This window comes from Verrucomicrobiota bacterium (assembly GCA_016871495.1).
Lineage (GTDB): Bacteria > Verrucomicrobiota > Verrucomicrobiia > Limisphaerales > VHDF01 > VHDF01.
Genome location: VHDF01000080.1, coordinates 1 through 23,396 on the forward strand (window position 1 = coordinate 1; position 23,396 = coordinate 23,396).

A 23,396-nucleotide genomic window follows, 5' to 3' on the forward strand; every position below is an offset into this window, starting at 1 on the left:
CAGTCAGGCGGATGGTTCGTTCAAAGAAAAAGTGGATTACGAAGGCAGCCTCGAACGGCTCGCGGACGTGAATGGAGACGGCCCAATGGACATGGTGATGCGTTTGGGAACCAGCCTGACCGTCCGGCTCGGGCGCGCCGACGGCACGTTCGGTGACGCCATCCCCTCCGCATTGCCGGCCAACGTCACGCCCGGCTCCGGCGATGTCGCGACCGCCGACTTCGACGGCGACGGACGCCCCGATCTCGTCGTGAGGAGCAACTCCAATTTCATCAGCAACCGCGGACAGGCTTGGCAGCGGTTGACCGTGTTCCTCGGCCGCGGCAAGGGCCGCTTCGACGCCGGCACCACCATCCGAGGCGGCGGATTCCTCGGCCCGATCACGATCGCCCACCTCAACGGCGATCAGCTCCCGGACCTCCTGGTGGGCAATTCCATCGATTTCTGGGTCACCGTTCTCTTGAACGAAGGCCCGATCGCGGGGAACGCAAATCGTCTGGACCTCGCCCTGCCCGCCGCCGCCGCAGGCTACGAAATCCAATCCAGCACCAATCCAGGCGGCCCCTGGACAGCGATGACTGAAGGTTCATCGCGCTCCATCCACGGCCCGGCCAGAGCGCTTCAGCTCGAGACGCCCGGAACCCATCGGTTCTTCCGGTTGCGCAAACCTTGACTCAAATTTCGCAAGTTTCGCTCGTGTGAGCGAAAGGCGGGCTTTGGCATTGACCTCCGTGTGTGCCAAAGCCCGTCTTCAATTGTCGAACAAAACAAAACAAGACAAAACAAAGGGACCGACATTTTGAAATAAAGTTCAGCGCGCCGCCCGGTGTATGCACCCTGGACAGTGTCAGTCCGGACGGCTTCTGGTTGCCTGCTTTTGAAAACGTGCACCAGGGTCATGTATCTGGAGCAGGCGTTGTGCGGCGCGCTCGGAGAGCGGCGCCCTACCGCGGGTGGTTCCTGCTGCGAACGGCTGTTGTAATGGCGGTCATGCTGATGAAAGCGACGCGCCCTACCTGCATTGACTTTCGCAACGATTGAGAGCGGTTGTCGCGACAAGCCCGTCTGCGTTCCGCGGGCGGACTCCTTTGGATTCGGCGCATCGGTGACGTTGTTGCGTCGCTGCACGACGGGTGCCACCTTCAACATTCGCGGATGCGCCTGCGGAGAGAACCTTGATCCGACGCTGAAGCCATTGGCAGGGAATGGCTTCGCTTGCGGACCCTTGGTCGGGCGGGCAAACTCAGGCTGTGCGAGACGCGATACAGGAATGGATTGAGAATGCGGAAACTTTCGTGCTCGAGGTTATTTTCGAGCAGCGCAAAGGGAAGCGAGCCGTCTGTTTGCGCGCGTTTCTGTTCGCTCTGTCCAAGGTGTTTCAAGCCGCCGTACGGACGCGGCTGTTCCTCTACAATGTCCGCATTTTTCGCGACACAACGCTGGGGGTTCAAGTGATTGCGGTGGGGAATTTGACGGTCGGGGGCACGGGAAAAACGCCGGTGGTCGAGAAGTTCGCGCGCGAGTTGCAGGATCAAGGCCGCCATGTGGCGATTTTGTCTCGCGGGTATCGCTCCAAACCGCCGCCGCTCGGCCGGAGGATGTTGAACAAGCTCATGCTCCAGGAAGATCGCACCCCGCCGCGGGTGGTGTCTGACGGCAAGTCGCTCTTGCTCGATTCGGAGACGGCGGGGGATGAGCCCTACATGCTGGCTTCGAATTTAAAGGACGTGGTGGTTTTGGTGGACAAGGACCGGGTTAAAAGCGGGCGTTACGCGATCGAGAAATTCGGATGCGACACGCTGCTGCTCGACGACGGATATCAATACTGGAAACTGAGAGGACGCAGGACGGACATTGTGTTGATCGATTGCCAGCAGCCGTTTGGCAATGAACGGATGCTACCGAGGGGAACGTTGCGCGAGCCGCCTTCGCATCTGGCGCGGGCCTCGACGGTTTTTATCACCAAAAGTACCGGGGACACCCAAGCGTTGAGGGCGCGCATCACGGCGTTGAATCCCCACGCCGGAATCATCGAGTGCGTTCATCATCCGCTGTACTTTGAGGACGTGTTTACGGGGGAGCAGCACGGACTCGATTTGATCCGCGGGCGAAAAGTGGCCTCGTTGAGCGGCATCGCCCAGCCCGAGTCCTTTGAGCAGAGCTTGGTGGGGCTGGGCGCCGAATTGGTGTATGCCAAGCGGTTTGCCGATCATCATCGATACACCCAGCAAGAGGTGCTCAACGCGATCAACCGGGGCAAGAAGCGCCAGGCGGAAGTCATACTCACGACGCAGAAAGACGCGGTGCGATTTCCCAAGATCGACCGGCGCGATGTTCCGATCTATTTCATGCGGGTGGAAATTAACATTATCAGCGGGGCCAAGGACTTTCAGGATTGCGTCCGCCAGATTTGCTTCCGGTGAACACGCTGCTTTATTGGGCAGGCCGGGGGCTTGTGACGGTGCTCCGCTGTTTTCCGCTGTTGTGGATCGCGCACTTGGGGAGAGGGTGCGGGTGGCTGGCCTTTCATCTCGACCGGAGGCACCGGCGCGTGGCTCTGGAGAACATGGCCATGGTTCTCGGGAAGCGCTTTTCGGAGAAGGAGCGAAAGGTCATGGTCAGGGAACACTTCCTGAGGTTGGGCGAGAACTATGCGTGCGCGATCAAGACCTCGGGGATGACCCAGGCGGAGGTTCGCGAAGTGATGGAGGTCGTGGGGCGGGAGCGCTGGCCGCAGTTTGCTCCGGGAATTTCGGCTCCCCGATTGGTGGTTGGAGTTGGCCATTTCGGCAATTTCGAACTCTACGCGAGATTGCATCTGTTTCTTCCCGGGTTGATCTCGGCCACGACGTATCGAGGCATTCGTCCTGCGGGCTTGGATCGTTTATTGCGGGAGTTGAGGGAAGAGTCAGGGTGCGCCTACTTCGAGCGGCGAAGCGAAGGCGCGTCGTTGAAGCAGGCCATGAGCACGCCGGGCACGGTTTTGGGCTTGCTCTCCGACCAGCATGCGGGAGACCGGGGGTGGCGTCATCCGTTCCTGGGAGTCGAGGCCTCCCTGAGCGTGGCCCCCGCGATTTACGCGTTGAGATACGGTTGCGGGCTGGCTACGGCCATTTGCAGACGTGTCGCATTGGGCCGCTGGCAAATCGAGTTGGGGCCCATGATTCCGACCAAGACGGCGGAGGGCGCGCGGCGACCGGTGGAAGAGTTGAGCGCGGAGGTGCATGCCGCGTTGGAGGAGGCGGTGTTGAGGGATCCGGTCAATTGGTTCTGGGTTCATCGCCGATGGAAACCACCGGGGCGGAAGGTTTCGGCCCGGATCTCGGATGGACTCGCCGAGGCCTCGTCCTAACGACCTCGTGCAAAAGAATCCGTCAGGATTAAGTTCGCCCGCGGTGCAATCCCATCTGCTGGTGCGCGGACTGAACTGGCTTGGGGACGCGGTGATGTCGCTGCCCGCGCTGGCCGCATTGCGCGAGGCGTTTCCGGGAATCCGGATTTCCGTGGCGGCGCCGGAGAAGCTGACGGAGCTTTACGCCATGGGGGAAGGGGTGGACGCCGTGATTCCACTCGGAAACAAGCCGGGCTTGCTGGTCACGGCGCGGCGGTTGCGCGAGGCGGGTGCGGACACGGCGCTGGTGCTGCCGAATTCGCCGCGTTCCGCGTTGGAGGCGTGGTGCGCGGGCATTCCGCGTCGTGTTGGGATTCGCCGTCTGTGGAGGAATTTATTGCTTACGGATGCGGTCGCTCCGCGCGACGAGGAACGGCGGATGGTGAAGCTGAGCGCGAGCGAAATAGAACGACTCCTTGGGGGGGAAACTACGCGCTCGTTGCCCGCCGTGGAAAGTCATCATGTGTTTCATTACCTGCATTTGGCGGGTGCCCTGGGAGCAGGTGGTGATCCACGCGCACCGCGTCTGCGCATTCGCGAGGAGGAACGGTTGCTGTGTTGGCAACGATGGATGCCCAAGGAGGGGGGCTTGGACAAACTGAAGTGGCTCGGGGTGAATCCGGGGGCGGAGTATGGTCCCGCCAAGCGCTGGCCGGCGGAAAAGTTTGGCGAAGCTGTGGCGGAATTCTTGGGGGCTCGCCGAGCCGGGGTCTTTCTGTTCGGTGGACCTGGTGATGTTGAGACAGCGGCAAGTGTGGAGCGTGTCCTGCGGCGGCAGGGGCATGGGGGTTATGGCGGGCCCGTGTTGAATCTGGCTGGGCGGACAGACTTGAGGTCGCTGATTCTGTTGATGGCGAGTTGCCGGGTGGTGTTGACGAACGACTCGGGGCCGATGCATGTGGCGGCGGCGGCAGGGGCGAGGGTGGTGGCGTTGTTTGGGAGCACGTCGCCGGAACTGACCGGGCCGGGGTTGCCGGGAGACTCGCGCCACGTTTGTCTGCGTGAACCGACGCCTTGTTCGCCGTGTTTTTTGAGAACGTGTCCGGTCGATTTTCGGTGCCTGGGGCGGCTTGAGGTTGGGCGCGTTGTGAAGGCGATGCTTCATCAGTGGGATGAGGCGGGGTGAAGGAACGTCCGGCCGTTCTCACTTTGACGGGTAGGGCGCGCACTCCGCTGCGCGCAGCTTTTGGAAACAGCCGGTCTCGGCGCGCAGCGGAGTGCGCGCCCTCCCTCGTTCCAGGCAAAATGAGACTTGCTGTGCGACGCCAGCCTGACGTTGACGCAGGCCATTGCGCCCGCCACGCTGTCGCGTCGCCCTTATATGATGCGCCTTGCTGAAATGACTTGGCCGGCGGTTGCCGCCTTGCCGAAATCGACTCCCATCCTGATCCCGGTGGCCGCGTTGGAGCAACATGGCCATCACATGCCGTTGTTCACGGATAGTCTGCTTTTGGGGGAAGTGGTGCGGCGGTTGGAGGAGTCGCACGGGATGAGGGCTCTTTTCGCCCCCTTGACGTGGCTCGGAAACTCGGAACATCACTTGGATTTTGCGGGCACCCTCTCGGCCAGTCCCAGAGTGTATTTGGATCTTCTCGGCGATGTGGCGTCCAATTTCCTTCACCATGGATTCACCCGGATTCTATTCCTCAACGGCCATGGGGGGAACGATGTGCCGGGCCGGCAGGCGGTGTTCGAGCTCAGGCAGCGGTTCCGGCAGCGGCAGGATTTGCTGCTGCTGTTCGCCACGTATTGGCTGATACCCTCCAAGCCGCGCGAGTGGCCGGCGAACTTCGCGCAACAGCAGATGGGACACGCCTGCGAATGGGAAACGTCGATGATGCTGCGCATTCAGCCGCACTTGGTGGCCTCGAATTTTCGGGACGTTGCGCCGGTTCCCTTTGGAAATCCGTTCGAGCCGGCTGCGCGCGGTTGGGTGACACAGGATCGATCGAAGCCCGGGCACATTGGCCAGCCTGGTTTGGCGAGCGCGGAGAAGGGCGAGGTTTTGCTGGCCACTTTTGCGGCGGATGCCGCGGCCTTGTTGGACCGTGTCCTGGCGTGGGATGGGGTTTCGTGGGACGGATGAGAACGAATTCATGACGGGTCAATCCAAACCCGGATGGTGGCGTTGGGGCGTCTGCGGACTGCTCCTGCTCGCCTCGACCATCAACTACATGGATCGGCAGACGCTGGCCAATGCCTCGGTGCGCATCACCAAGGAGTTTCAGTTGACCCAGGAGCAGTATGGCGATTTGGAATTGGCGTTTGGCTGGGCGTTTGCCGGGGGTTCGCTGCTTTTCGGCGTGCTGGCTGATCGAATGCCGGTGCGTTGGTTATATCCGATGGCATTGCTGTGCTGGTCGGTGATGGGATATCTGACGGGTTCGGTTTATACGTACGAAGGGTTGTTGTGGTGTCGGGGGTTGCTGGGATTGTTCGAGGCTGCGCACTGGCCTTGTGCCTTGAAGACCACGCAGCATCTTCTGGAGTCCAAGGATCGCACCTTGGGGAACAGCGTGCTTCAGAGCGGCACCTCGATTGGGGCTATTATTACGCCCTTGATCATGAGGGCGATGTTGACGGAGGAGCTTGGCAGTTGGCGTCCGGCGTTCCAGTGGATCGCCGCGACGGGTGTGCTTTGGATTGTGTTGTGGTTTGCAGCCATTCGGGCCTCGGATCTTCCGGATCACTCCCGTGCGGCGGTGGCTTCGACGGGGTCCGGCTCTTTTTGGCACCTTTTGTTGGATCGCCGGTTTGCGGCAGTATTAGTGCTGGTGGCGATGATCAACACCTCGTGGCAGACCTTGCGGGCGTGGCTGCCCAAGTTTTTGATGGAAGGGAGGGGTTACGCGGAGAAAGCGGCATTGGATTTCAACGCGTTGTATTATGTGGCGACGGACGTCGGGTGTTTGGCGGCCGGGGCGCTGACGCTGGCCTTGGGTCGCCGGGGATTCGGTGTGCATCGCGCGAGGTCCATTACCTTCCTGATGGCCGCTTCGCTGACGGCGCTGGCTTTGTTCCTTCCGTTTCTGGGGAAAGGTCCGGTGTTATTGATGGTCTTGTTGGCCATTGGGGCGGGGGCGCTGGGATTGTTTCCCTGTTATTACGCCTGGACTCAGGAATTGTCCCGGGTTCACCAAGGGAAGGTCAGCGGGTTAACGGGGGTGGCAGCCTGGGCCTTGAGTGCTCCGGCGCAGAAGGGGTTTGGGTGGTTGATCGACGAGACGAAGTCTTTTGACCTTGGATTGGTGGTGGCGGGATTGCTGCCGCTCGTGGGCTTCGGGTTGTTCACGTTGTTGTGGAAGGAGCCCAACGCCCGGCTTGAGCCGGCGAAGGCCGTCTGACGACGCGCTCCCGATGGGGTCGCGTGAGGGATGGATTTTATGAAGACGTGGTTTGAGAAGCGGGGCATTGTTCTGTGCGTGTGGCTCGGATGTGGGGTGGGACTGGCCGCGGTGTTGCGAGCCGGACCAAGTTTGGATGTAGCCATGACTTTTGGAGGCGGGGGACGGGGGTATTTGGAGGACAGCATTCACGCGATTGTGGTGGATTCGTCGGGCCGGCCCAGTGTGGCGGGATACACGACCTCGCCGAATTTTCCATGGACTCAGAAGCGGTATCAGCCGCCGGGGGGTCGAGCGGGGTTCATTTGTGGCCCGGTTTTCCGAGGACGGTTCGCGTTTGGAATTCAGCACGATGATACCCGGGTGTTATCTGTGCGGGTTGGCGCAGGATTCCGAGGGCCGGTATTGGGCGGTGGGGAGGTCGTATGGTGACGGATTCCCCGCGACTCGGGCAGTCCAGAGCGCGTTCGGTGGTGGTGGCACGGACGCGGTGGCGTTGTTGCTGAGCGCGGATGGGGCAAGCATTCTTTTCGCGACTTATCTTGGAGGTGAAGGCGTCGATCTGGCCTATCGGGTGGCGGTCGATGATCTCGGGAGCGCCTATCTGTGCGGATGGACTACTTCCGCGAAGTTTCCAGTGACGGCCGGGGCTTTGCAGTCGGAACATGGCGGGGGATTCGACGCGTTCATCGTGAAACTGGGGGCCGGGGGTTCGGGAGTCCACTACGCGACCTACTTGGGTGGAGCGCGCGCCGAATCGGCACTTTCCATTGTGGTGGACGCGCGGCGCCGGGCTTACGTTACCGGGTTGACGGGATCGAGCACCCTGGGTGCGGGAATCATTCCCAAGCGTATCGGCAGCGGCGGTGGACAGGACCGCGACGCTTACGTGGCGAGGTTGAACGAGGAAGGGACGCGTCTCGAGTTTTTGAGTGCCGTGGGAGGAAGCGGAAATGACTCCGGGACGGCCCTCGCCTTGGATGCTTCGGGTCGAGTGGTGCTTTTCGGCCAGACCACCTCGACGAACTTTCCGACGCTGAATCCGATTCAAGCGAGCAGGGCCGTGCCGGCTGCGGGAGAGGAGAATCCTAGCGATCCGCGAGCGAGCGCCACAGTGGATCATTTCCTCTCGGTTCTGGATTCGGAGGGCGGACAACTGCGGTTTTCGACTTACTTTGGCGGCACGGGAAGCGAGGATGCTCTCGATCTGGAACCTTACATCAACGAGGAGATTGGATTGCTCTTTACCGAGTCGGGAGATGTGGTAGTGGCCGCGGATGGGCGTGTTTGGATTGCGAGCAGTTCGACTTCGATGGACTTGCCTGGATCGGGAGGAACGCCACCGCCTGCGAGTCGCAGCGATGCCTATGTCGCGCTGCTGGATCCATCCGCTGGACGGGTGGATTTCCTGTCCTACCTGGGAGGGTCGGGCGATGAGGGGGTTCGATCCTTGGCCTTGGATTCAACTGCGAGACTGTGGGCGGCGGGGTCGAGCGGATTTTCGATTCGAGCGCCTCATTTCCCTTCCTCGCCCGGTGTGTATTAGCCAGGTTATGCGGGGGGTGTGAGTGACGGTTTTTTGACGCGATGGGCGATGGTGTCCGCAAGGCCTTCTCACAACTCATTTGCCTCGGCTCAACTTTTGCGCGGGACGAGAGTGACTTGGCAGCCGTCTTTTGAGGGAGCGACGGCGGAGCTTGAGGAACCGCGACATGGCAGCGCGGCGGCTTTGAGATCGCTCTGGTGGCAGTGGACGGCGCCGCGTCCTGGGGTGTTGCGGGTCTCGAAGGCAGGCTCACCGGCGGGCACGGTGTTGGAGTTGTATCGCGGGTCGAGTTTGGGCGGGTTAATCCCGATAGGTATCCCGGAAGGTGGGACCGTCGCTGGAAGCCAAGAGACGCTTCGGTACGAAGCCAAAGAGGGCGAACGCGTTTACATCGCCCTGGATGCGAAGGATCCGGCCATTCGGCAGGCTCGAGCGAGTCTGACGTTCGCGGTGCCGGTTCACGACGAATTCTCCGGGCGTTTGAAATTGGGCGGGCTTCCTGTCGCCGTGGAGGCAGACAACGTCGATGCGACATTTGGATTGGGCCCCGGGCCTTCGGATCCGACCTTGGGAGGGCGTTCTGTGTGGTGGGAGTGGAGTGCGGTCGAGGCCGGGCATGTGGCGGTTTCCACGCTCGGCAGCGACTTCGACACGGAACTCTCGGTGATGAAGAGCGGGGGCGCGGGTGAGTTTGTCGTGCTCGATACGAACGACGATCACGAGGGGGCGTCGTCGAGCCAAGTGAGCTTTCGGGCGGATCCCGGCCAAGTTTATTACCTCTGTGTCGATGGCATCCGAGGAGACTCGGGTCTGATCCGACTCTCGATTCAGTCGGCCGAACCACCTGCGAATGATTCATTTTCGAATCGGATCCTTTTGACGGGTCCGGTTGTGGCGGTGCAAGCGACGAATCAATTCGCCACGGTGGAGCCGGGGGATCCTGATGCGGGCACGCTGGGATTCGACACGGCGGCGTCGAGCACGATGTGGTGGACCTGGACGCCGACCCGGGAGGGGAGGGTGCGAATGACCACTGCCGGGAGCACGTTTGATACAAGGCTTGCGGTCCTCGAAGGGGCAGCGTTGGGGAATTTGAAGTTAGTGCAAGCGAACGATAATGATGCGCGGACGGGCGACCGGACGAGCCGGGTTGAATTCCAGGCCAGCGCCGGGACGACGTATCAGATATTGGTGGAGTCGGGTCCTTATGACCGGCGCGGTGTCTTGAAGCTTCAACTCCGATTGAGTCTGCCGTCCCGCATCTTGCCTGACACGGTTCGAGTTACCGCGGACATGTTGGAGTTTGAGGCGGAGGGCTTGCCGGCGACGAACTACCAAGCGGAAACGAGTCCGGATTTGCGCGTCTGGAGCGCCTTTTCGATGGAACCTTTGTCTGGCCCGCGTCTTGTTTTTCGAGAGCGCGTCCGTCCGGGAGGGCCGGTGTTTTATCGGATCGTGGAAGTGCCTTAAGCGGAGGCTTAGCGGTTCAAGACATCCTTGCGAGTGCTGGCGGCAATGGCCATGACTTGGTCGATCAATTCTTTGGGGACTTTCAGCTCTTCGAGGGTTTTTTGGAGATGTTCGGCCACGGCGTTGAAGTGTGTGTCGTTGAGGCCGGGCAGATTCGCGTGAGCTTTCCGCAGGTCCTTGCCGGTCCAAGGGATGGGTCCGCCAAAGGCTGCACTCAGGAATTCCTTCTGCTTCCGGCGCTGGCGGTTCATGTTGACGTCTTCGAAGAAGTGCTTGATGCGGGCATCCGCGAGCACTTTGACGTAGAAGGACTCCACGGCGGCGTCGATGGCGGCCTTGCCTCCGAGTTTGTGGTAGAGGCTGTTTTGCCGGGCCTCCTTGAATTGGGTGCGGCACGTTTCATCGGCGAACGCATAGGTCCGCTCTTCGTAGACCGCGGTGATCTTGGGATTGGCGGGTTTGCCGCTGATGGGGCAGACCGTGTTGATCTGGGAGGAGGCGGGTTGGCTTGCGGGCTGGGCCTGCGCCGGGGAGGCGGAGGCCAGGATCGCCGCGGTGAGAGCACTGGAGACGAGGACGGACCATTGGAGGGGCATAAAGGACAACATGATTAAAACAAACGCGCCCGGGTTGGTGTCCCCGCGCGGCTTGGTTAAAGAAGTATTGTCGATGCTTCTTTGAGGTCAAGGCCGAATTGACACCGGGTGGAGAATAAGGTGCGGATGCGGCGGTGAGGGGGTAGGCTGCGCGCGATGCAATTGAGTCTATTCAGCGATTATTCGCTTCGGGTGCTCATCTACGGCGCGCTCAAGGGGGAGTCGTTCCGGGTGGACGAGGTCAGCCGCGCTTACGGCATTTCGCGGCATCACCTTGCCAAGGTGGTGCAGCGGCTCGCGCGGCTGGGTTATCTGGCAACGCGCCGCGGGCGGGGTGGTGGACTGGAACTGGCACTTCCCGCCGCTGAAGTGCGACTGGGCGCGTTGGTGCGGGCGACGGAAGTCCAGGCGGTGTTGGTGGAATGCTTTGATCCGCTTCGGAATACTTGTCCTATCAACGGGGTGTGCCGATTGAAGGGTTTTTTGGCGGAGGCCCAGGAGGCATTTTACCAGGCGTTGGACCGCCATACGCTCTGCGACCTTGTGCGGGGAAGTGCCCGGCCGGGTTTGGAGCACCTGCTCCTGCGGAACCGGGCGGAAGGGTCCCTGGGCCGGCGGCGCTTGAGGGGGCGGAGCGTTTAGCCGGGGAACGGGATCTCTGTTTCGCAGCCGGAATGTCCGAGCTCGCGAAAAATCCCCGGTTTCAATTTGGTTGCACTTTGGGGGTGCGGACGTACGCTTTTCGTATGGCTCGCAAGGATACCGCCGATCTCGAAGCGCGAACGCACGGGGTGCGCGAGGTTTTCGGCATTGTTCTGTTGAGTGCCGCGCTGTTGTTGTTGGTCGCCATTTTCTCCTACGATCCGAACGACGTGGGGATGAACACGGTGGCGCCCAACGCGAATCCGAGCAATTGGATTGGTCCCTTTGGAGCTTGGCTGGGGGCGGGATGTTTCATGCTGGCCGGGGCGGCCGCCTACTTTTTTCCCCCTCTGCTTTTGATTTTCGGATTGGCGCAGTTTTTTGACGCCCTCGCGTTTCTTCGCCGTCGCTGGTGGTGGTGTCTGGCGCTCCTCATTCCTTTCATGGGGTTGCTGGATCTTTACCGCCCGCTTTTTCCGGCGCTGGAGACGTTGCGCGTGCGTTTGAACGCGCCGGGTCCTGGCGGGCTTGGGGGGATGTTGCTGAACGAGAAGTTTGCCTTCGGCCTCTTTGGCAAGGTGGGGTCCACGATTCTTTATGTGACCCTTTATCTCATCGGGCTCATTTATCTTTCGGATTTTCAAGTGTTCGCCTGGATCAAAGCGTTGAAGGAGCGGCAGGCGCGAATGAAGGAGGAGATGCTCCGTGAGGGGTTGGCCCAGGCGGTTCCTGATTTGGAGAACGAATCCGAATCCGCTCCGGCCAAGACCGCTTCGCCGAGTTCGAAGAAGTCCAGGGCGGCCGAGTCTGCGCAAGAGGGCGCCGAGAATCCCGGTTTGGGGGCGGATTTGCAGCCGGTGCCGGAGCCTACCGTGAGGGATTTGAGCGTGCCTCAATTCAAAGTGGGGAAGGCTTCCGAGGCGAAGTCTGTTGCCGCTTCTCCGGCGGCCAAGGCGTTTGAAAAGGAAGAGGCGCCACCTCCCGGGCCGGCCCCGGCGGCGATGATTATTCCAGCCCGCGAAGTGCGTGCGGCATCCACTGCAGACGTTCTGGGCCAGGCGGAACATTCGCCAACGGCAACGGTATCGGACTTGGAGCCTGCGATCCCACCGGAGCCTGCTCCGCCGGCATTCCCGTCGGTTTCGGAAACGCCGCCCCCGGTGCCGGCGGCGGCTCCTTTGCCGGCGAGGCCGCGTCCGGCGCCTCGCAAGCCCAAGCCCATCACGGTGGCCTCGGCGCCCATGATCGGGAATTATCGGCTGCCGCCCCTGGATTACTTGCATCATCCGGACCCCAACGTTCGACCGACTGAATCGAAAGAGGAGTTGATGAGCAATGCCCGGCTGATGCAGCAGACGCTCGCCCAATTCGATATCGAGGTTGCGCTGGGCGACATCACCAAAGGCCCCACCATCACGCGGTACGAGCTGCATCCGGCGCCGGGGGTCAAACTTGAGCGCATTGCGGGACTCAGCAACAACATCGCGGCGGCTTTGAAAGCCGAGCGGATCAACATCCTGGCTCCGGTTCCCGGGAAAAGTTCTGTGGGCGTGGAAGTGCCCAACGCGGTCAAGACCAAGGTCATCATGCGAGACCTGTTGGAGTCCGACGAGTGGATTCATTCGAAAGCGCGGATCCCGCTCGCGTTGGGCAAGGATGTGTACGGCCAGCCGATCATTGCTGATTTGGCGGAGATGCCGCACTTATTGATTGCCGGCAGCACGGGGTCTGGAAAATCGGTTTGCATCAACGCCATTGTGGCCTCGTTGCTCTACAAGTTTTCCCCCGACCAGCTGCGGTTCGTGATGATCGATCCGAAGGTGGTGGAGTTGCAGCAGTACAACTCGCTGCCGCATCTCGTGGTGCCGGTAGTCAACGATCCCAAGAAGGTTATTCTGGCGCTGCGCTGGGTGGTCAACGAGATGGAGAAGCGCTACCAGATTTTTGCCCGTGTTGGCGTGCGGAACATCAAATCCTTCAACGAACGACCCAAGGACAAGCCGCTGCCCGCGCGCCAGCCGGAATTGCCCCTGACAGCGCGCAAGGAGAAGATCGAGCCGGGGGCGGATGGATTTGCGGTGGAATTGGACGAGGAAATCGTGGTCCCGCGCGATGACGACATCGTGATACCCGAGCGGCTCAGCTACATTGTGGTGATCATCGACGAGCTGGCGGACTTGATGCTGGTGGCTCCGGCGGACGTGGAAATGGCCATTGCCCGCATCACCCAGATGGCCCGGGCCGCGGGGATTCATTGCATTGTGGCGACGCAGCGTCCGAGCGTGGATGTCATCACGGGGGTGATTAAAGCGAACATTCCGGCGCGCATCGCGTTTCAAGTCGCGGCCAAAGTCGATTCGCGCACGATTCTCGACGCGATGGGCGCGGACAAGCTGCTGGGGAAAGGAGACATGCTTTACCTGCCGCCGGGGTCGGCGAAGCTCATTCGCGCCCAGGGCGTGCTCATCACCGACGGGGAAATCCAGGCGGTGGTGGACAGCATTACGGCCCAGGGAAAACCCAGCTACGAGGTCGAGATTCACCAGCAGCTTTCGAAGCCGGCTCCGATGATGGACGACGAGGGCGGTGCGGGTGGCGATGAGGACGAGGATTTGATCGAACAATGCATCGAAGTCATTCGAACCGAGAAGAAGGCGAGCGTGTCGCTTCTGCAGCGGCGTTTGCGCCTGGGCTACACGCGAGCGGCACGCATTATGGATGGTCTTGAAGAACGCGGCATCGTGGGACCGAGCAAGGGTGCGGAGCCGCGCGATATTCTGATCGACCTTGACGTTGAGGTCCCGCCGGGCGGCCGGGATGAAATGTCTGGTCCCATCGCCTGACATCCGCCGGGTGCGGGCCTGGGCTGAGAACGAGCATGGATCATCGAAATCAGGCGCTGGCGTAACGCGCCCCTTCAGAACGGATTTTCCGAACACGCCCTGAGAACTCGTCGCGGAACTCAAGACAAAGCGACTTATGGCCGGACCTGACCTCGACCTTGGCTTCACGGCTGCTGAAAGGGACGACATGGTGGCGTCGTTGCGCCGTGGAATCTCAGGGCTCGAGGCGAGGTTGGAATCGAGCTCCACCGACGATCCGCCGTCTTCACCGTGAGGTCCTGCCTGAAGTCAAGGCTGACCCCGACTGTTTGAAATGCGACAACCCTCGGATGATGATCAGCGTCGGCGGCCGGCCGTATGGAAGTGGGTTTGGGCGGCTCTGCTGGTGCTTTGCGCGATCGGGCTGGCTGCGAAGGTCTCGCCGCAAGAGGGGTTGAAGCAGATGCTTGATCTTGCGGCCCGGCTTGGAGGTTGGGGCCCGGTTCTTTACATTGCGGTGTACACGCTCGCGGCGGTGTTTTTCATTCCCGGATCCGTGCTCACGCTGGGGGCGGGAGCGGTTTTTGGGCTGGGCTGGGGGTCGTTGTATTCCAGCGCGGCGGCCACGTTAGGTGCCACCGCGGCCTTTGGTGTCGGGCGTTATCTGGCGAGGGATTGGGTGGCGCGGCGCGTGGAGCGGAATCCGCGATTCGCCGCCTTGGATCGAGCGGTGGCCGCGGAGGGGTGGAAAATCGTGGGATTGACGCGGTTATCGCCGCTGTTTCCCTACACGTTATTGAATTATGCTTTTGGACTCACGCGGGTGGGCTGGCGGGACTACATCTTTTTTTCCTGGCTGGGCATGCTGCCGGGAACGGTGATGTACGTTTATCTGGGGTCCGTGGCGAGGGCAGCCGTGAGTGAGGGGACGCGGACCGCGGGCGAATGGGGGGTGTTCGGCATTGGGTTCGTTGCCACCGTGGGCGTTACCGTTGCGATGACGCGCCTGGCGAAAAAAGCTTTGGAGCACAAAGGCGCGGCATGAGCGAATCTCTCCCGCCTCCGTTGCTGCCGTGGGACGAGCACAACCAGCGTTTGGCAGCGCATGTCGGCGGGGAACATTGGAGGAATCCTGTTCCGGCTTCGCGGTATAATTTGGTGGTATTGGGCGGCGGGCCGGCCGGACTGGTGGCCGCCGCGGGAGCTGCGGGCCTGGGGGCCAAAGTCGCGCTGGTGGAGAAGCAGTGGCTGGGGGGGGATTGTTTGAATGTGGGCTGCGTTCCGAGTAAAGCGTTGATTCGTGCGGCCCGCGCGGTGGCGGCGGTGCGGAAAGCATCGGCTTATGGGGTATTGTTGCCCGGAGGATGGAGTGTCGATTTCGGGGCTATCATGGAGCGGGTGCGGCGTGTGCGTGCCGACTTAAGTCCCCACGATTCGGCCCGGCGGTTTACGGAGCTCGGCGTGGATGTGTTTTTCGGCAGCGGACGATTCGCGGGAGGCGACAAGATCGAGGTAAACGGGGAGTCTTTGCGATTTGCGAAAGCCGTGATTGCCACCGGGGCGCGCGCTGCCGCGCCTCCCATTCGCGGGCTGAATGAAGTGCCTTACTTGACGAACGAGAGTCTTTTTTCCCTGACCGAACTGCCGCGACGATTGGGAGTGATAGGGGCGGGACCGATTGGCTGCGAGATGGCGCAGTGTTTCGCCCGCTTGGGGTCGGAAGTCACCTTGGTGGAATCGACGCGCGGATTATTACCGCGCGAGGATCGGGACGCATCCGCGGTGATTCGATCCGTCTTGCTCAGGGAGGGAGTTCAGATACGGGGAGGCGGGAAGGACGTGGTGGTGAGCCAAACCGGGCGGGGGATCGGGATGCGGTGCGAAACCGGGAGCGCGGGTTGGAGGGGCGAGGTGGATCGATTGCTCGTGGCGGTTGGACGAGCGCCCAACGTGGAGGGATTAGGACTCGAGAGTGCGGGCATTGAGTTTGGCCCGGAAGGCGTGAAAGTGGATGATTTTTTGCGAACGACGCATCCGCGGGTGTTTGCTTGCGGCGACGTGTGCTCGGCATTTCAGTTCACTCATGTGGCGGATTTCATGGCGAGGCTCGCGTTACGGAACGCATTGTTTGGGGGGCGTGCCCGGCTGAGCCGGCTGATCATTCCCTGGTGCACCTACACCTCGCCGGAACTGGCCCGGGTGGGGATGATTGAATCCGAGGCTCGAGAACGGGGCGTGGCGGTGGACACCTTTACCCAGGAGTTGAATCGGGTCGATCGCGCGTATGTCGATGGCGAGGACGAGGGATTTGTGCGGGTCCACGTGCGGAAAGGCAGCGACCGTGTGGTAGGTGCCACGGTGGTTTCGAGCCATGCCGGAGACCTCATCGGGGAAATTGTCGTGGCGATGAATGCCGGCGCGGGTCTGGGCGGGTTGAGTGCCGCCATCCATCCTTATCCGACCGTGGCGGAGGCGATTCGCAAGACGGGGGACCTTTATCAGCGGACGAGGCTCACCCCGCTGGTCCGAAGCCTCATGGGGCGATGGCTGGCGTGGGGGCGGTCAACACGATGATCGCCAGCGGCGGCAGGGTGAGGAGCGCCGACTGCGCGTGCCCGTGCGAGGCGATGGGTTCGGTGGGGCAACCGCCGGAGTTGCCGTTGTTCGCGCCGCCATAACACGCGGCGTCGCTGTTCAGAGCTTCGCGCCAAAATCCGGCCTGGGGCAGTCCGAGGCGGTAATGGCAGCGGATTTCAGGGGTGAGGTTCAGCACGCCAAGGACGGCGCGTTGGCCGTCCAGGCTCCGGCGCAAAAAGCCCAGGACACTTTGTTCGTGGTCGGAACAATCGACCCAATGAAACCCGTCCACTTCGAAATCCGCCGACCAGAGGGCGGGTTCGCCCTGGTAGAAGTGGTTGAGATCCGCGACGAAGCGTTGCAGTCCGGCGTGGTAAGGGCCGGCGTCGAGCAGTTCCCACGAAATCTCCGCGTTCTCGTTCCATTCCGAGGATTGGCCGATTTCGCCGCCCATGAAGAGAAGTTTTTTTCCTGGGAAGAGCATTTGGTAGCCGAGCAGCACGCGCAGATTGGCGAAGCGGCGCCAGTCGTCCCCGGGCATGCGTCTCAGCAGGGATCCTTTGCCATGAACCACTTCGTCGTGGGACAGGGGCAGGACGAAATTCTCGTGCTGATGGTAGAGCATCGCGAAGGTCAGATCATTCTGGTGATATTTGCGGTGCACGGGGTCGCGTTTGAAGTAGCCGAGCGTGTCGTGCATCCAGCCCATGTTCCATTTGAGGGAAAACCCGAGGCCGCCGAGGTAAGGCGGGCGCGTGACGGATGGCCAGGCGGTGGATTCCTCCGCGACGGTGAGCACCCCGGGATGCTCGGTATCAACCCAGTGGTTGAATTTTTTGAGGAACTCGATCGCTTGAAGATTCTCGCGGCCGCCGAACTCATTGGGAACCCACTCGCCCGATTGCCGGCTGTAATCGAGGTAAAGCATCGACGCCACCGCGTCCACGCGCAGACCGTCCACATGGAATCGATCGATCCAGAAGAGCGCGTTCGCGAGGAGAAAATTGCTGACCTCGTGGCGTCCGTAGTTGAAAATGAGAGTGCCCCAGTCTTGGTGTGCTCCCTGGCGCGGGTCCTCATGCTCGTAGATCGCGGTGCCGTCGAAACGGGCGAGCGACCAGTCGTCGCGCGGAAAGTGCGCTGGAACCCAATCGACCAGCACGCCGATACCGGCCTGATGCAGCTCTCCGATGAGATGCCGCAAATCGTCCGGGGTGCCGTAGCGGCTTGTCGGCGCGTAGAAGCCGGTCACTTGGTAGCCCCAAGACGGATAGAAAGCATGCTCGGCGAGCGGGAGGAATTCGATGTGGGTGAAACCCATCCGCCGCGTGTAGTCGATCAGGGGCGCCGCCAGTTCGCGGTAGCTGAAGGACTCATGCGGCCCCTTCTTCCGCCAGGAACCCGCGTGCATTTCAAGAATAGACACCGGGGATCGGAGCAGGTTCGTGCGGGCGCGTCTTTCCAGCCAGGCGTTGTCGCCGCCGCCCCAGGGAGGCACATCCCAGACCACGGCGGAGTTTTTCGGCGCCTGCTCGAAGAGAAATCCGAAAGGATCCGTTTTCAAGCGCAGATGGCCGTGCGCGTCCAGCACCTCGAATTTGTAGAGGGCTCCCTGACGGACGCCGGGAATGAAGATTTCCCACACGCCAGAGGTGGCGAGCAGGCGCATAGGATGACGGCGTCCGTCCCATCCATTGAAATCGCCGACCACGCTGACCCTGCGCGCGTTGGGGGCCCAGACCGTGAAGGCGGTTCCCTCAACGCCGTCAAAACCACGGAGTCGGGCGCCGAGTTTTTCGTGCAACCGGCGGTCGTTGCCCTCGTTGAACAAGTAAAGATCCGTTTCCCCGAGACTGGGCAGAAAGGAGTAGGGATCGCGTCCCTGGAGAACCTGGCCATCGCCCAGAGTTGCTTTGAGGTCATAGGCAAAGACCTCGGAAGTGGCGTGGCTTTTGCCTTCGAAGAGGTCGCTTTGGCCGAGCCGCTTGAGAGGGATGGAGGGTTGGGCTCGATCATGGACGGGAACGGCTTCGACTTTGGCTGCTCCGGGGATCAAGGCGCGCACGACGACGCCCTTGCGCGAGCCGAGGCGATGCATGCCGAGGAGGCTGTGCGGGGATTTTTCGGTGCCTTGAACCAGACGTTCCCATTCCGATCCGGTTAATATCATGACCGGGAGGCTGGCACGAACCCTGGGCGGCCGCACGCAAATCCGCCGACCATCGCGGGGAAACTTTTCTCTTCTGCGCTCCGCCGGGCTGGTATTGAATTCGGACGAAATGAATAGAGCACACCGATTTTATGGCCGGCCATAGCAAGTGGGCCAAGGTGAAGCATTTCAAGGGGCCGATCGACGCGAAGCGGGCGCGCACCTTTGCCAAGCTTTCGCGTGAGATCACCGTGGCGGCCAAACTGCACGGCGGGGATCCCGATTTGAATCCGCGGTTGCGCATGGTGTTGTTGAAGTGCCGGGCGGCCAACATGCCGCAGGAGAATGTGGACCGCGCGATCAAGAAGGGCACGGGCGGCGGCGACACCCGCCAGTATGAGGATCTGGTTTACGAGATTTATGCGCCGCACGGAGTGGCTTTGTTGGTGGAACTCAGCACGGACAACCGCAATCGCACGGCGGCGGAAATCCGCAGCATATTGTCCAAGAACGGCGGCAGCATGGCCACGCACGGGGCGGTGACCCGGCTTTTTCATCGCAAAGGCCAGATCTTCGTCCAGCGAGACGCGGCCCCGGAGGAGACGCTGATGGAATTGGCGCTCGAGGCCGGGGCCGAGGATTTCCTGGCGGATCCTGAGGGCTTCGAGATTCGCACTGAGCCTGGCGGGTTCGACGCGGTCCATCGGGCGGTTGAAGCGAGGGGCATCGCCATTGCCTCGGCTTCCGTCACTTCCCTCAGCGATGTTTTGGCGACCGTGGATGCAGTCCATGCGCCTTCGGTGCAGCGTCTCATCGAGTTGCTGGAGGAGCACGATGACGTGAAGGAAGTGTTCAGCAACGCGGATTTCGGAGAATGACCTCGGGCGAGGGCATCACGACACGGGCGCTGCGCCGGCTGGCCCGCGTGGTTTGGCGGTTCCCGCGATTCTTTTTCTACAGCCAGGCGCTCCTGTTCGTCCTCGCCACCGGCTACACGGTCCAGAATCTGCAGATTCAAACCAGCCGCAACGCGTTGGTGGGATCGGACAAGAAGTACCACCGCATCTTTCTCGAGTTTCGGAGGGAATTCCCCAAGCAGGACGATTTGGTGGCGGTGGTGGAGAGCGAGGACCTCGAGAAGAACCGCCAGTTTGTCGAGCGGTTGGGCGCCCGGATGTCGGCGGAAACAAACCTCTTCCTCGACGTTCTCTACAACAATGACGTGAAGATGCTTGGGACCAAGGCTCTCCTCTTCTTTTCCGAGGAGAACCTGCGTGAATTGCGGCGGACCCTGGAGGATTACCATCCATTCCTTGAGCAGTTCTCCCGCGCGACCAATCTCAATTCGTTGTTCCGGCTCGTCAACCGGCAGTTCCGCACGGCAGCGGATCGCCATCAGGACTCGCCAGATTCCCTGCTCAAAGCCCTGCCCGCCCTGGAGCGGATCGTCCTGCAGGCGCAGGACAGCCTGCGCCGTCCCGGCATTCCGCCTTCACCCGGATTGGGGGCGCTTTTCAACGCCGGCGAGGAGGCGACGCGCAGGCAATACATCACCTTCGACCGGGGACGTATCTTCGTCGTGACGGCGCACGCGGCCGACACCCGCGGGACCCGGCGGGCGATTGACCGGATGAGGGAACTGGTGAACGAGACGCAAGCGGAGGTGCCTGGGGTCAACGTTGCGATCACGGGCGAGCCCGTGCTGGAGGTGGATGAAATGAATCAATCCGCCAGGGACACGGCCCTGGCCACGGTGGTTTCGCTCATCCTTTGCGGGTTGATTTTTATTTACGGCTACCGGGAAACCGGGCGCCCGCTCAAGGCCGTGGCGTGTTTGCTGGTTGGACTCGCGTTCACGATGGGATACGCGACCTTGGTCATTGGCCATTTGAACATCCTGACGATTACTTTTGCGCCGATGCTGATAGGGCTGGCCATTGACTTCGGGGTGCATTTGACCACGCGCTACGAGGAGGAGCTGCGTCATGGGGCCACCGTTGAGCTGGCGATGGAGAAGGCCATCGTCAACACCGGGCAGGGAATATTCACGGGATGCCTGACCACGGCGGGAGCGTTTTTCGCGATGGCGTTTTCCGAATTCAAAGGAGTGAAGGAAATGGGCATCATCACCGGAGGAGGCATGGTGTTGTGTTTGGTGCCCATGATGACGTTGCTGCCCGTCTTGCTGCGGCGCGGTTCCCAGAATGCCATCGACCGCCGGGAGGGGGAAACCGACCACCGGGCCTGGATCGAGCGAATCTGGCTGGGCCGACCGAAGACCGTGCTGGCAGTGACCTCCTTGCTTTGTTTTCTCAGCGCGCTGCAGTGGCCCAAGATCCACTTCGATTACAATCTCCTGAACATGCAAACCCGCGACCTGCCCGCGGTGGTCTTTGAGCGCAAGTTGATCGACACTTCGGACAAATCCGTGCTCTTTGGCGCCGTGGTCGCGGATTCTCTCCCGGAGGCCGTGTTGATGGAAGCGAAGCTCAAGGCCTTGCCCAGTGTGGCGAGCGTGGACTCCATGGCGGCGTTCCTCGCCGAGAATCAGGCGCCGAAGCTGGAGCACATTCGGGCCATTACCAACCTGCTCGCGTCCATCCCGGAAACGGATGTGGATCCCTTGCCCGTGGCAGCCAAGGAGTTGGGCCAGACGTTGACCTTTCTCCGCAGCTATCTGGGGCTCGCGCTCGACGCGATGCGCAAGGCGGGTGACACCAATTTCCTTCGGCAAGTGCAGTCCCTGGGGCAGGCGGTGGCTGCGCTGACCGCCGCCGTGTCCAATGGAGATCCGATCGCAATCGGCTCCAAGCTCGCCGCCTATCAGCAGGCCCTTTTTGGGGACATCCAGCAAACCTTCACGATCTTGCGTTCGCAGGAGGCGCGGCCACGGCTGACACCCGAGGATTTGCCGGCGGCACTGCGGAATCGTTTCATTGGGGTTTCAGGCAAGCACCTCCTTCAGGTCAATCCCCGCTACGACGTGTGGCGGCGGGACAAGCAGGAGGAGTTCGTCCGTGATCTGAGGCGGATCGTTCCTGACGTCACGGGGACGCCGGTGCAGTTGCTGGAATACACCACGCTGCTGAAGGATAGCTATGTGCAGGCGGCATGGTATGCGTTGGGCGCCATCGCCTTGCTTGTCTTCATCCACTTCCGGCAATTGAGCCGGGTGATTTTGGCCTTGTTGCCGGTCGCGATGGGGTCGCTCTGGATGGTGGGATTCATGGGAGTGTTCGGCATTCCCTTCAATCCAGCGAACATTATGACCCTGCCTTTGGTGATCGGGATTGGGGTCACCAACGGCATCCACATCCTCAATCGCTTTGCCGAAGAGAATGATCCCGGCATTCTCTCGAAAAGCACGGGCAAGGCGGTCCTGGTGTCGGGGCTGACCACGATCGCGGGTTTCGGCAGTTTGACCCTTGCCGATCATCAAGGGATTCAAACCCTGGGTTATGTCATGGCGGTGGGGACCGCGACGTGCATGATCGCGGGCATGACTTTTCTGCCCGCGGTGTTGAAGTTGAGCGGGGCCGCCCTGCGGAGAAAGAGCACGGACTGATCCAGAGGTCGAAGTGGGATGTTCCGGGCTCCGACGCCAGTTCACCGCGACGACCGGCCGCCGAAGCTGCGGCGACTCTTTCTCGGATTTCGTGGTTGTTTTCGAATGGGTGTCCCCTTCTCGGAGTTTTTGGATCTGCGGCGACTTCTTATCGACATCTTCGAGCAACTGGCGGGCTTCCTCGGGTGTTCGCACCACGCGGGGGCGCAGGAAGACCAGCAGTTCGACGTTGCGCGTCGCCTTGTCCTTCTTTTTGAAAGCCCAGCCGAGGCCGGGAACGCTCCCGAGCCCGGGCACTTTCCGCACGGTGTCCGACGTTTGTTTCTGAATGATGCCGCCCAGCACGAGCGTTTCGCCGCTCTTGGCGGTGACGTCGGACTTGAAATTTCGAGTGTTCAGAATGGCGCCGCCCAACAAGGTCTGACCGGGTTCGATGGCGGAGGATTTGACGCGGATCTTGAGCGCCACGTCGCCGGCGATATTGATGTGCGGGATGACCTCCAGGATGATGCCGACGTCCTTGTAGGAGAAACTTTGATTCAAGGAGCCGACATCGGTGCTCTGGCTTTTGTCGATGAACGGCACTTGTGAACCCACGAAGAGCTTGCCGACCTCATTGTCCTCGATGTTGATCTGGGGTTCGGCGAGCACCGTCGCCCCGACATTCTTTTTCAAGAACTGCACGAGGATATCCATGTTGATCGAGGCGTCGAGCACGCCGCTGCGCATGCTGCCCAAGGCCGCGGTCACGGCGTCAGGCTTGAGCGGACGCGGATCGGTGTTCCCCCCAAAACCCTTCCGGTAATTGCTGCCCCCGAGGCCGAGAATCGAGTTGTCGTAATCCTCCGCGGTGAACACTTGCTGCCCGTCCGGAGACCAGCGGACACCCAGTTTATCCATGAAGTCCGTCGAAACTTCCACAATGCGCGCCTCGATGAGCACTTGAGCGGTTGGAGTATCGAGATCCTCGATCAGCTTCTTGATCTGGGGGAAGAGATGGACGTTCGCCGAAACGAGCAATGCGTTGCTGCGTTGATCGGCGACGACGCGGACGCGTCCGACCAGGTCACTCACTTGGCGGGTCGAGAGGCGTCCATCCGAGCCGCGGGAGACGTCGGGCTGCCCGCCGAGCCAGGGGAAGTAGCCTTCCTCCCGTGTTTCTTGTTCGAGTCCAAATCCGGTTTGCGCGGGGGTCGATTGCTGTTGTTGCTGCTGGGGATTGACGCCGGGTTGCGGTTGAGGCGCGTTCTGGCGCAAGGGCGGGGAGCCGCCTTTGGCGAAGAGGATGTTGAGG

The 23,396-nt window shown here is 61.4% G+C and carries 18 protein-coding genes; 15 read left to right on the plus strand and 3 right to left on the minus strand.

The features are described 5' to 3' along the window. The 9 genes from FJ404_15275 to FJ404_15315 all read left to right on the plus strand — a co-directional run. Positions 1-673, plus strand: a 673-nt coding sequence (locus FJ404_15275; protein ID MBM3824224.1) for a VCBS repeat-containing protein, incomplete at its 5' end; no start/stop codon positions are given. Between the two features lie 577 nt (positions 674-1,250). Next, positions 1,251-2,423 (plus strand): tetraacyldisaccharide 4'-kinase, encoded by a 1,173-nt coding sequence (lpxK, locus tag FJ404_15280; protein MBM3824225.1) that lies wholly within the window; start codon positions 1,251-1,253, stop codon positions 2,421-2,423. Next, on the plus strand, positions 2,396-3,352 hold the full coding sequence (locus FJ404_15285; GenBank protein ID MBM3824226.1) for a hypothetical protein: 957 nt from the start codon (positions 2,396-2,398) through the stop codon (positions 3,350-3,352). The genes lpxK and FJ404_15285 overlap by 28 nt, the downstream gene beginning before the upstream one ends. Beyond that, entirely contained in the window at positions 3,327-4,517 is a 1,191-nt protein-coding gene (gene waaF, locus FJ404_15290) for a lipopolysaccharide heptosyltransferase II (protein ID MBM3824227.1), read from the plus strand. Before FJ404_15285 ends, waaF begins: the two co-directional genes overlap by 26 nt. A 198-nt stretch (positions 4,518-4,715) precedes the next feature. Further along, positions 4,716-5,477, plus strand: a complete 762-nt coding sequence (locus tag FJ404_15295; GenBank protein ID MBM3824228.1) for a creatininase family protein — start codon at positions 4,716-4,718, stop codon at positions 5,475-5,477. Continuing rightward, a complete protein-coding gene (locus FJ404_15300; GenBank protein ID MBM3824229.1) occupies positions 5,419-6,735 on the plus strand; it encodes an MFS transporter in 1,317 nt (438 codons plus the stop codon). Before FJ404_15295 ends, FJ404_15300 begins: the two co-directional genes overlap by 59 nt. A gap of 39 nt (positions 6,736-6,774) precedes the next feature. After that, the gene (locus FJ404_15305; protein ID MBM3824230.1) at positions 6,775-7,167 is read left to right on the plus strand and encodes a hypothetical protein; all 393 of its coding nucleotides are present in this window, start codon (positions 6,775-6,777) and stop codon (positions 7,165-7,167) included. After that, positions 7,088-8,281: a hypothetical protein gene (locus FJ404_15310; GenBank protein MBM3824231.1), complete on the plus strand. Its 1,194-nt coding sequence runs from the start codon at positions 7,088-7,090 to the stop codon at positions 8,279-8,281. Before FJ404_15305 ends, FJ404_15310 begins: the two co-directional genes overlap by 80 nt. Positions 8,282-8,377: 96 nt before the next feature. Next, positions 8,378-9,751 carry a hypothetical protein gene (locus FJ404_15315; GenBank protein ID MBM3824232.1) on the plus strand — a complete coding sequence of 458 codons (1,374 nt, stop codon included), beginning with the start codon at positions 8,378-8,380 and terminating at the stop codon, positions 9,749-9,751. 8 nt (positions 9,752-9,759) lie between these two features. Here the strand turns inward: FJ404_15315 and FJ404_15320 are convergent, their stop codons facing one another. Next, positions 9,760-10,347: a group 1 truncated hemoglobin gene (locus FJ404_15320; protein ID MBM3824233.1), complete on the minus strand. Its 588-nt coding sequence runs from the start codon at positions 10,345-10,347 to the stop codon at positions 9,760-9,762. A 156-nt stretch (positions 10,348-10,503) separates the two neighbouring features. Between FJ404_15320 and FJ404_15325 the strand changes: the two genes are divergently transcribed. The 4 genes from FJ404_15325 to FJ404_15340 all read left to right on the plus strand — a co-directional run bounded on the left by FJ404_15325 (position 10,504) and on the right by FJ404_15340 (position 16,385). Then, positions 10,504-10,989: an Rrf2 family transcriptional regulator gene (locus FJ404_15325; GenBank protein ID MBM3824234.1), complete on the plus strand. Its 486-nt coding sequence runs from the start codon at positions 10,504-10,506 to the stop codon at positions 10,987-10,989. Positions 10,990-11,093: 104 nt separating this feature from the next. After that, the gene (locus FJ404_15330; protein ID MBM3824235.1) at positions 11,094-13,832 is read left to right on the plus strand and encodes a DNA translocase FtsK; all 2,739 of its coding nucleotides are present in this window, start codon (positions 11,094-11,096) and stop codon (positions 13,830-13,832) included. Positions 13,833-14,145: 313 nt separating this feature from the next. Beyond that, complete coding sequence (locus FJ404_15335) at positions 14,146-14,856, plus strand: TVP38/TMEM64 family protein (GenBank protein ID MBM3824236.1); 711 nt, start codon at positions 14,146-14,148, stop codon at positions 14,854-14,856. Next, complete coding sequence (locus FJ404_15340; protein MBM3824237.1) at positions 14,853-16,385, plus strand: mercuric reductase; 1,533 nt, start codon at positions 14,853-14,855, stop codon at positions 16,383-16,385. Before FJ404_15335 ends, FJ404_15340 begins: the two co-directional genes overlap by 4 nt. Here FJ404_15340 and glgB read toward each other — a convergent pair. Then, positions 16,345-18,558 carry a 1,4-alpha-glucan branching protein GlgB gene (gene glgB, locus FJ404_15345; GenBank protein MBM3824238.1) on the minus strand — a complete coding sequence of 738 codons (2,214 nt, stop codon included), beginning with the start codon at positions 18,556-18,558 and terminating at the stop codon, positions 16,345-16,347. The genes FJ404_15340 and glgB overlap by 41 nt on opposite strands. A 131-nt stretch (positions 18,559-18,689) precedes the next feature. Between glgB and FJ404_15350 the strand changes: the two genes are divergently transcribed. Both FJ404_15350 and FJ404_15355 read left to right on the plus strand, forming a co-directional pair. Further along, positions 18,690-19,415 carry a YebC/PmpR family DNA-binding transcriptional regulator gene (locus tag FJ404_15350; GenBank protein ID MBM3824239.1) on the plus strand — a complete coding sequence of 242 codons (726 nt, stop codon included), beginning with the start codon at positions 18,690-18,692 and terminating at the stop codon, positions 19,413-19,415. Beyond that, complete coding sequence (locus FJ404_15355; protein ID MBM3824240.1) at positions 19,412-22,102, plus strand: RND transporter; 2,691 nt, start codon at positions 19,412-19,414, stop codon at positions 22,100-22,102. The genes FJ404_15350 and FJ404_15355 overlap by 4 nt, the downstream gene beginning before the upstream one ends. On the opposite strand, the gene FJ404_15360 is transcribed toward FJ404_15355, so the two are convergent. After that, positions 21,482-23,396 (minus strand): hypothetical protein (locus tag FJ404_15360; GenBank protein ID MBM3824241.1); only part of this gene is annotated, 1,915 nt, incomplete at its 5' end. The genes FJ404_15355 and FJ404_15360 overlap by 621 nt on opposite strands.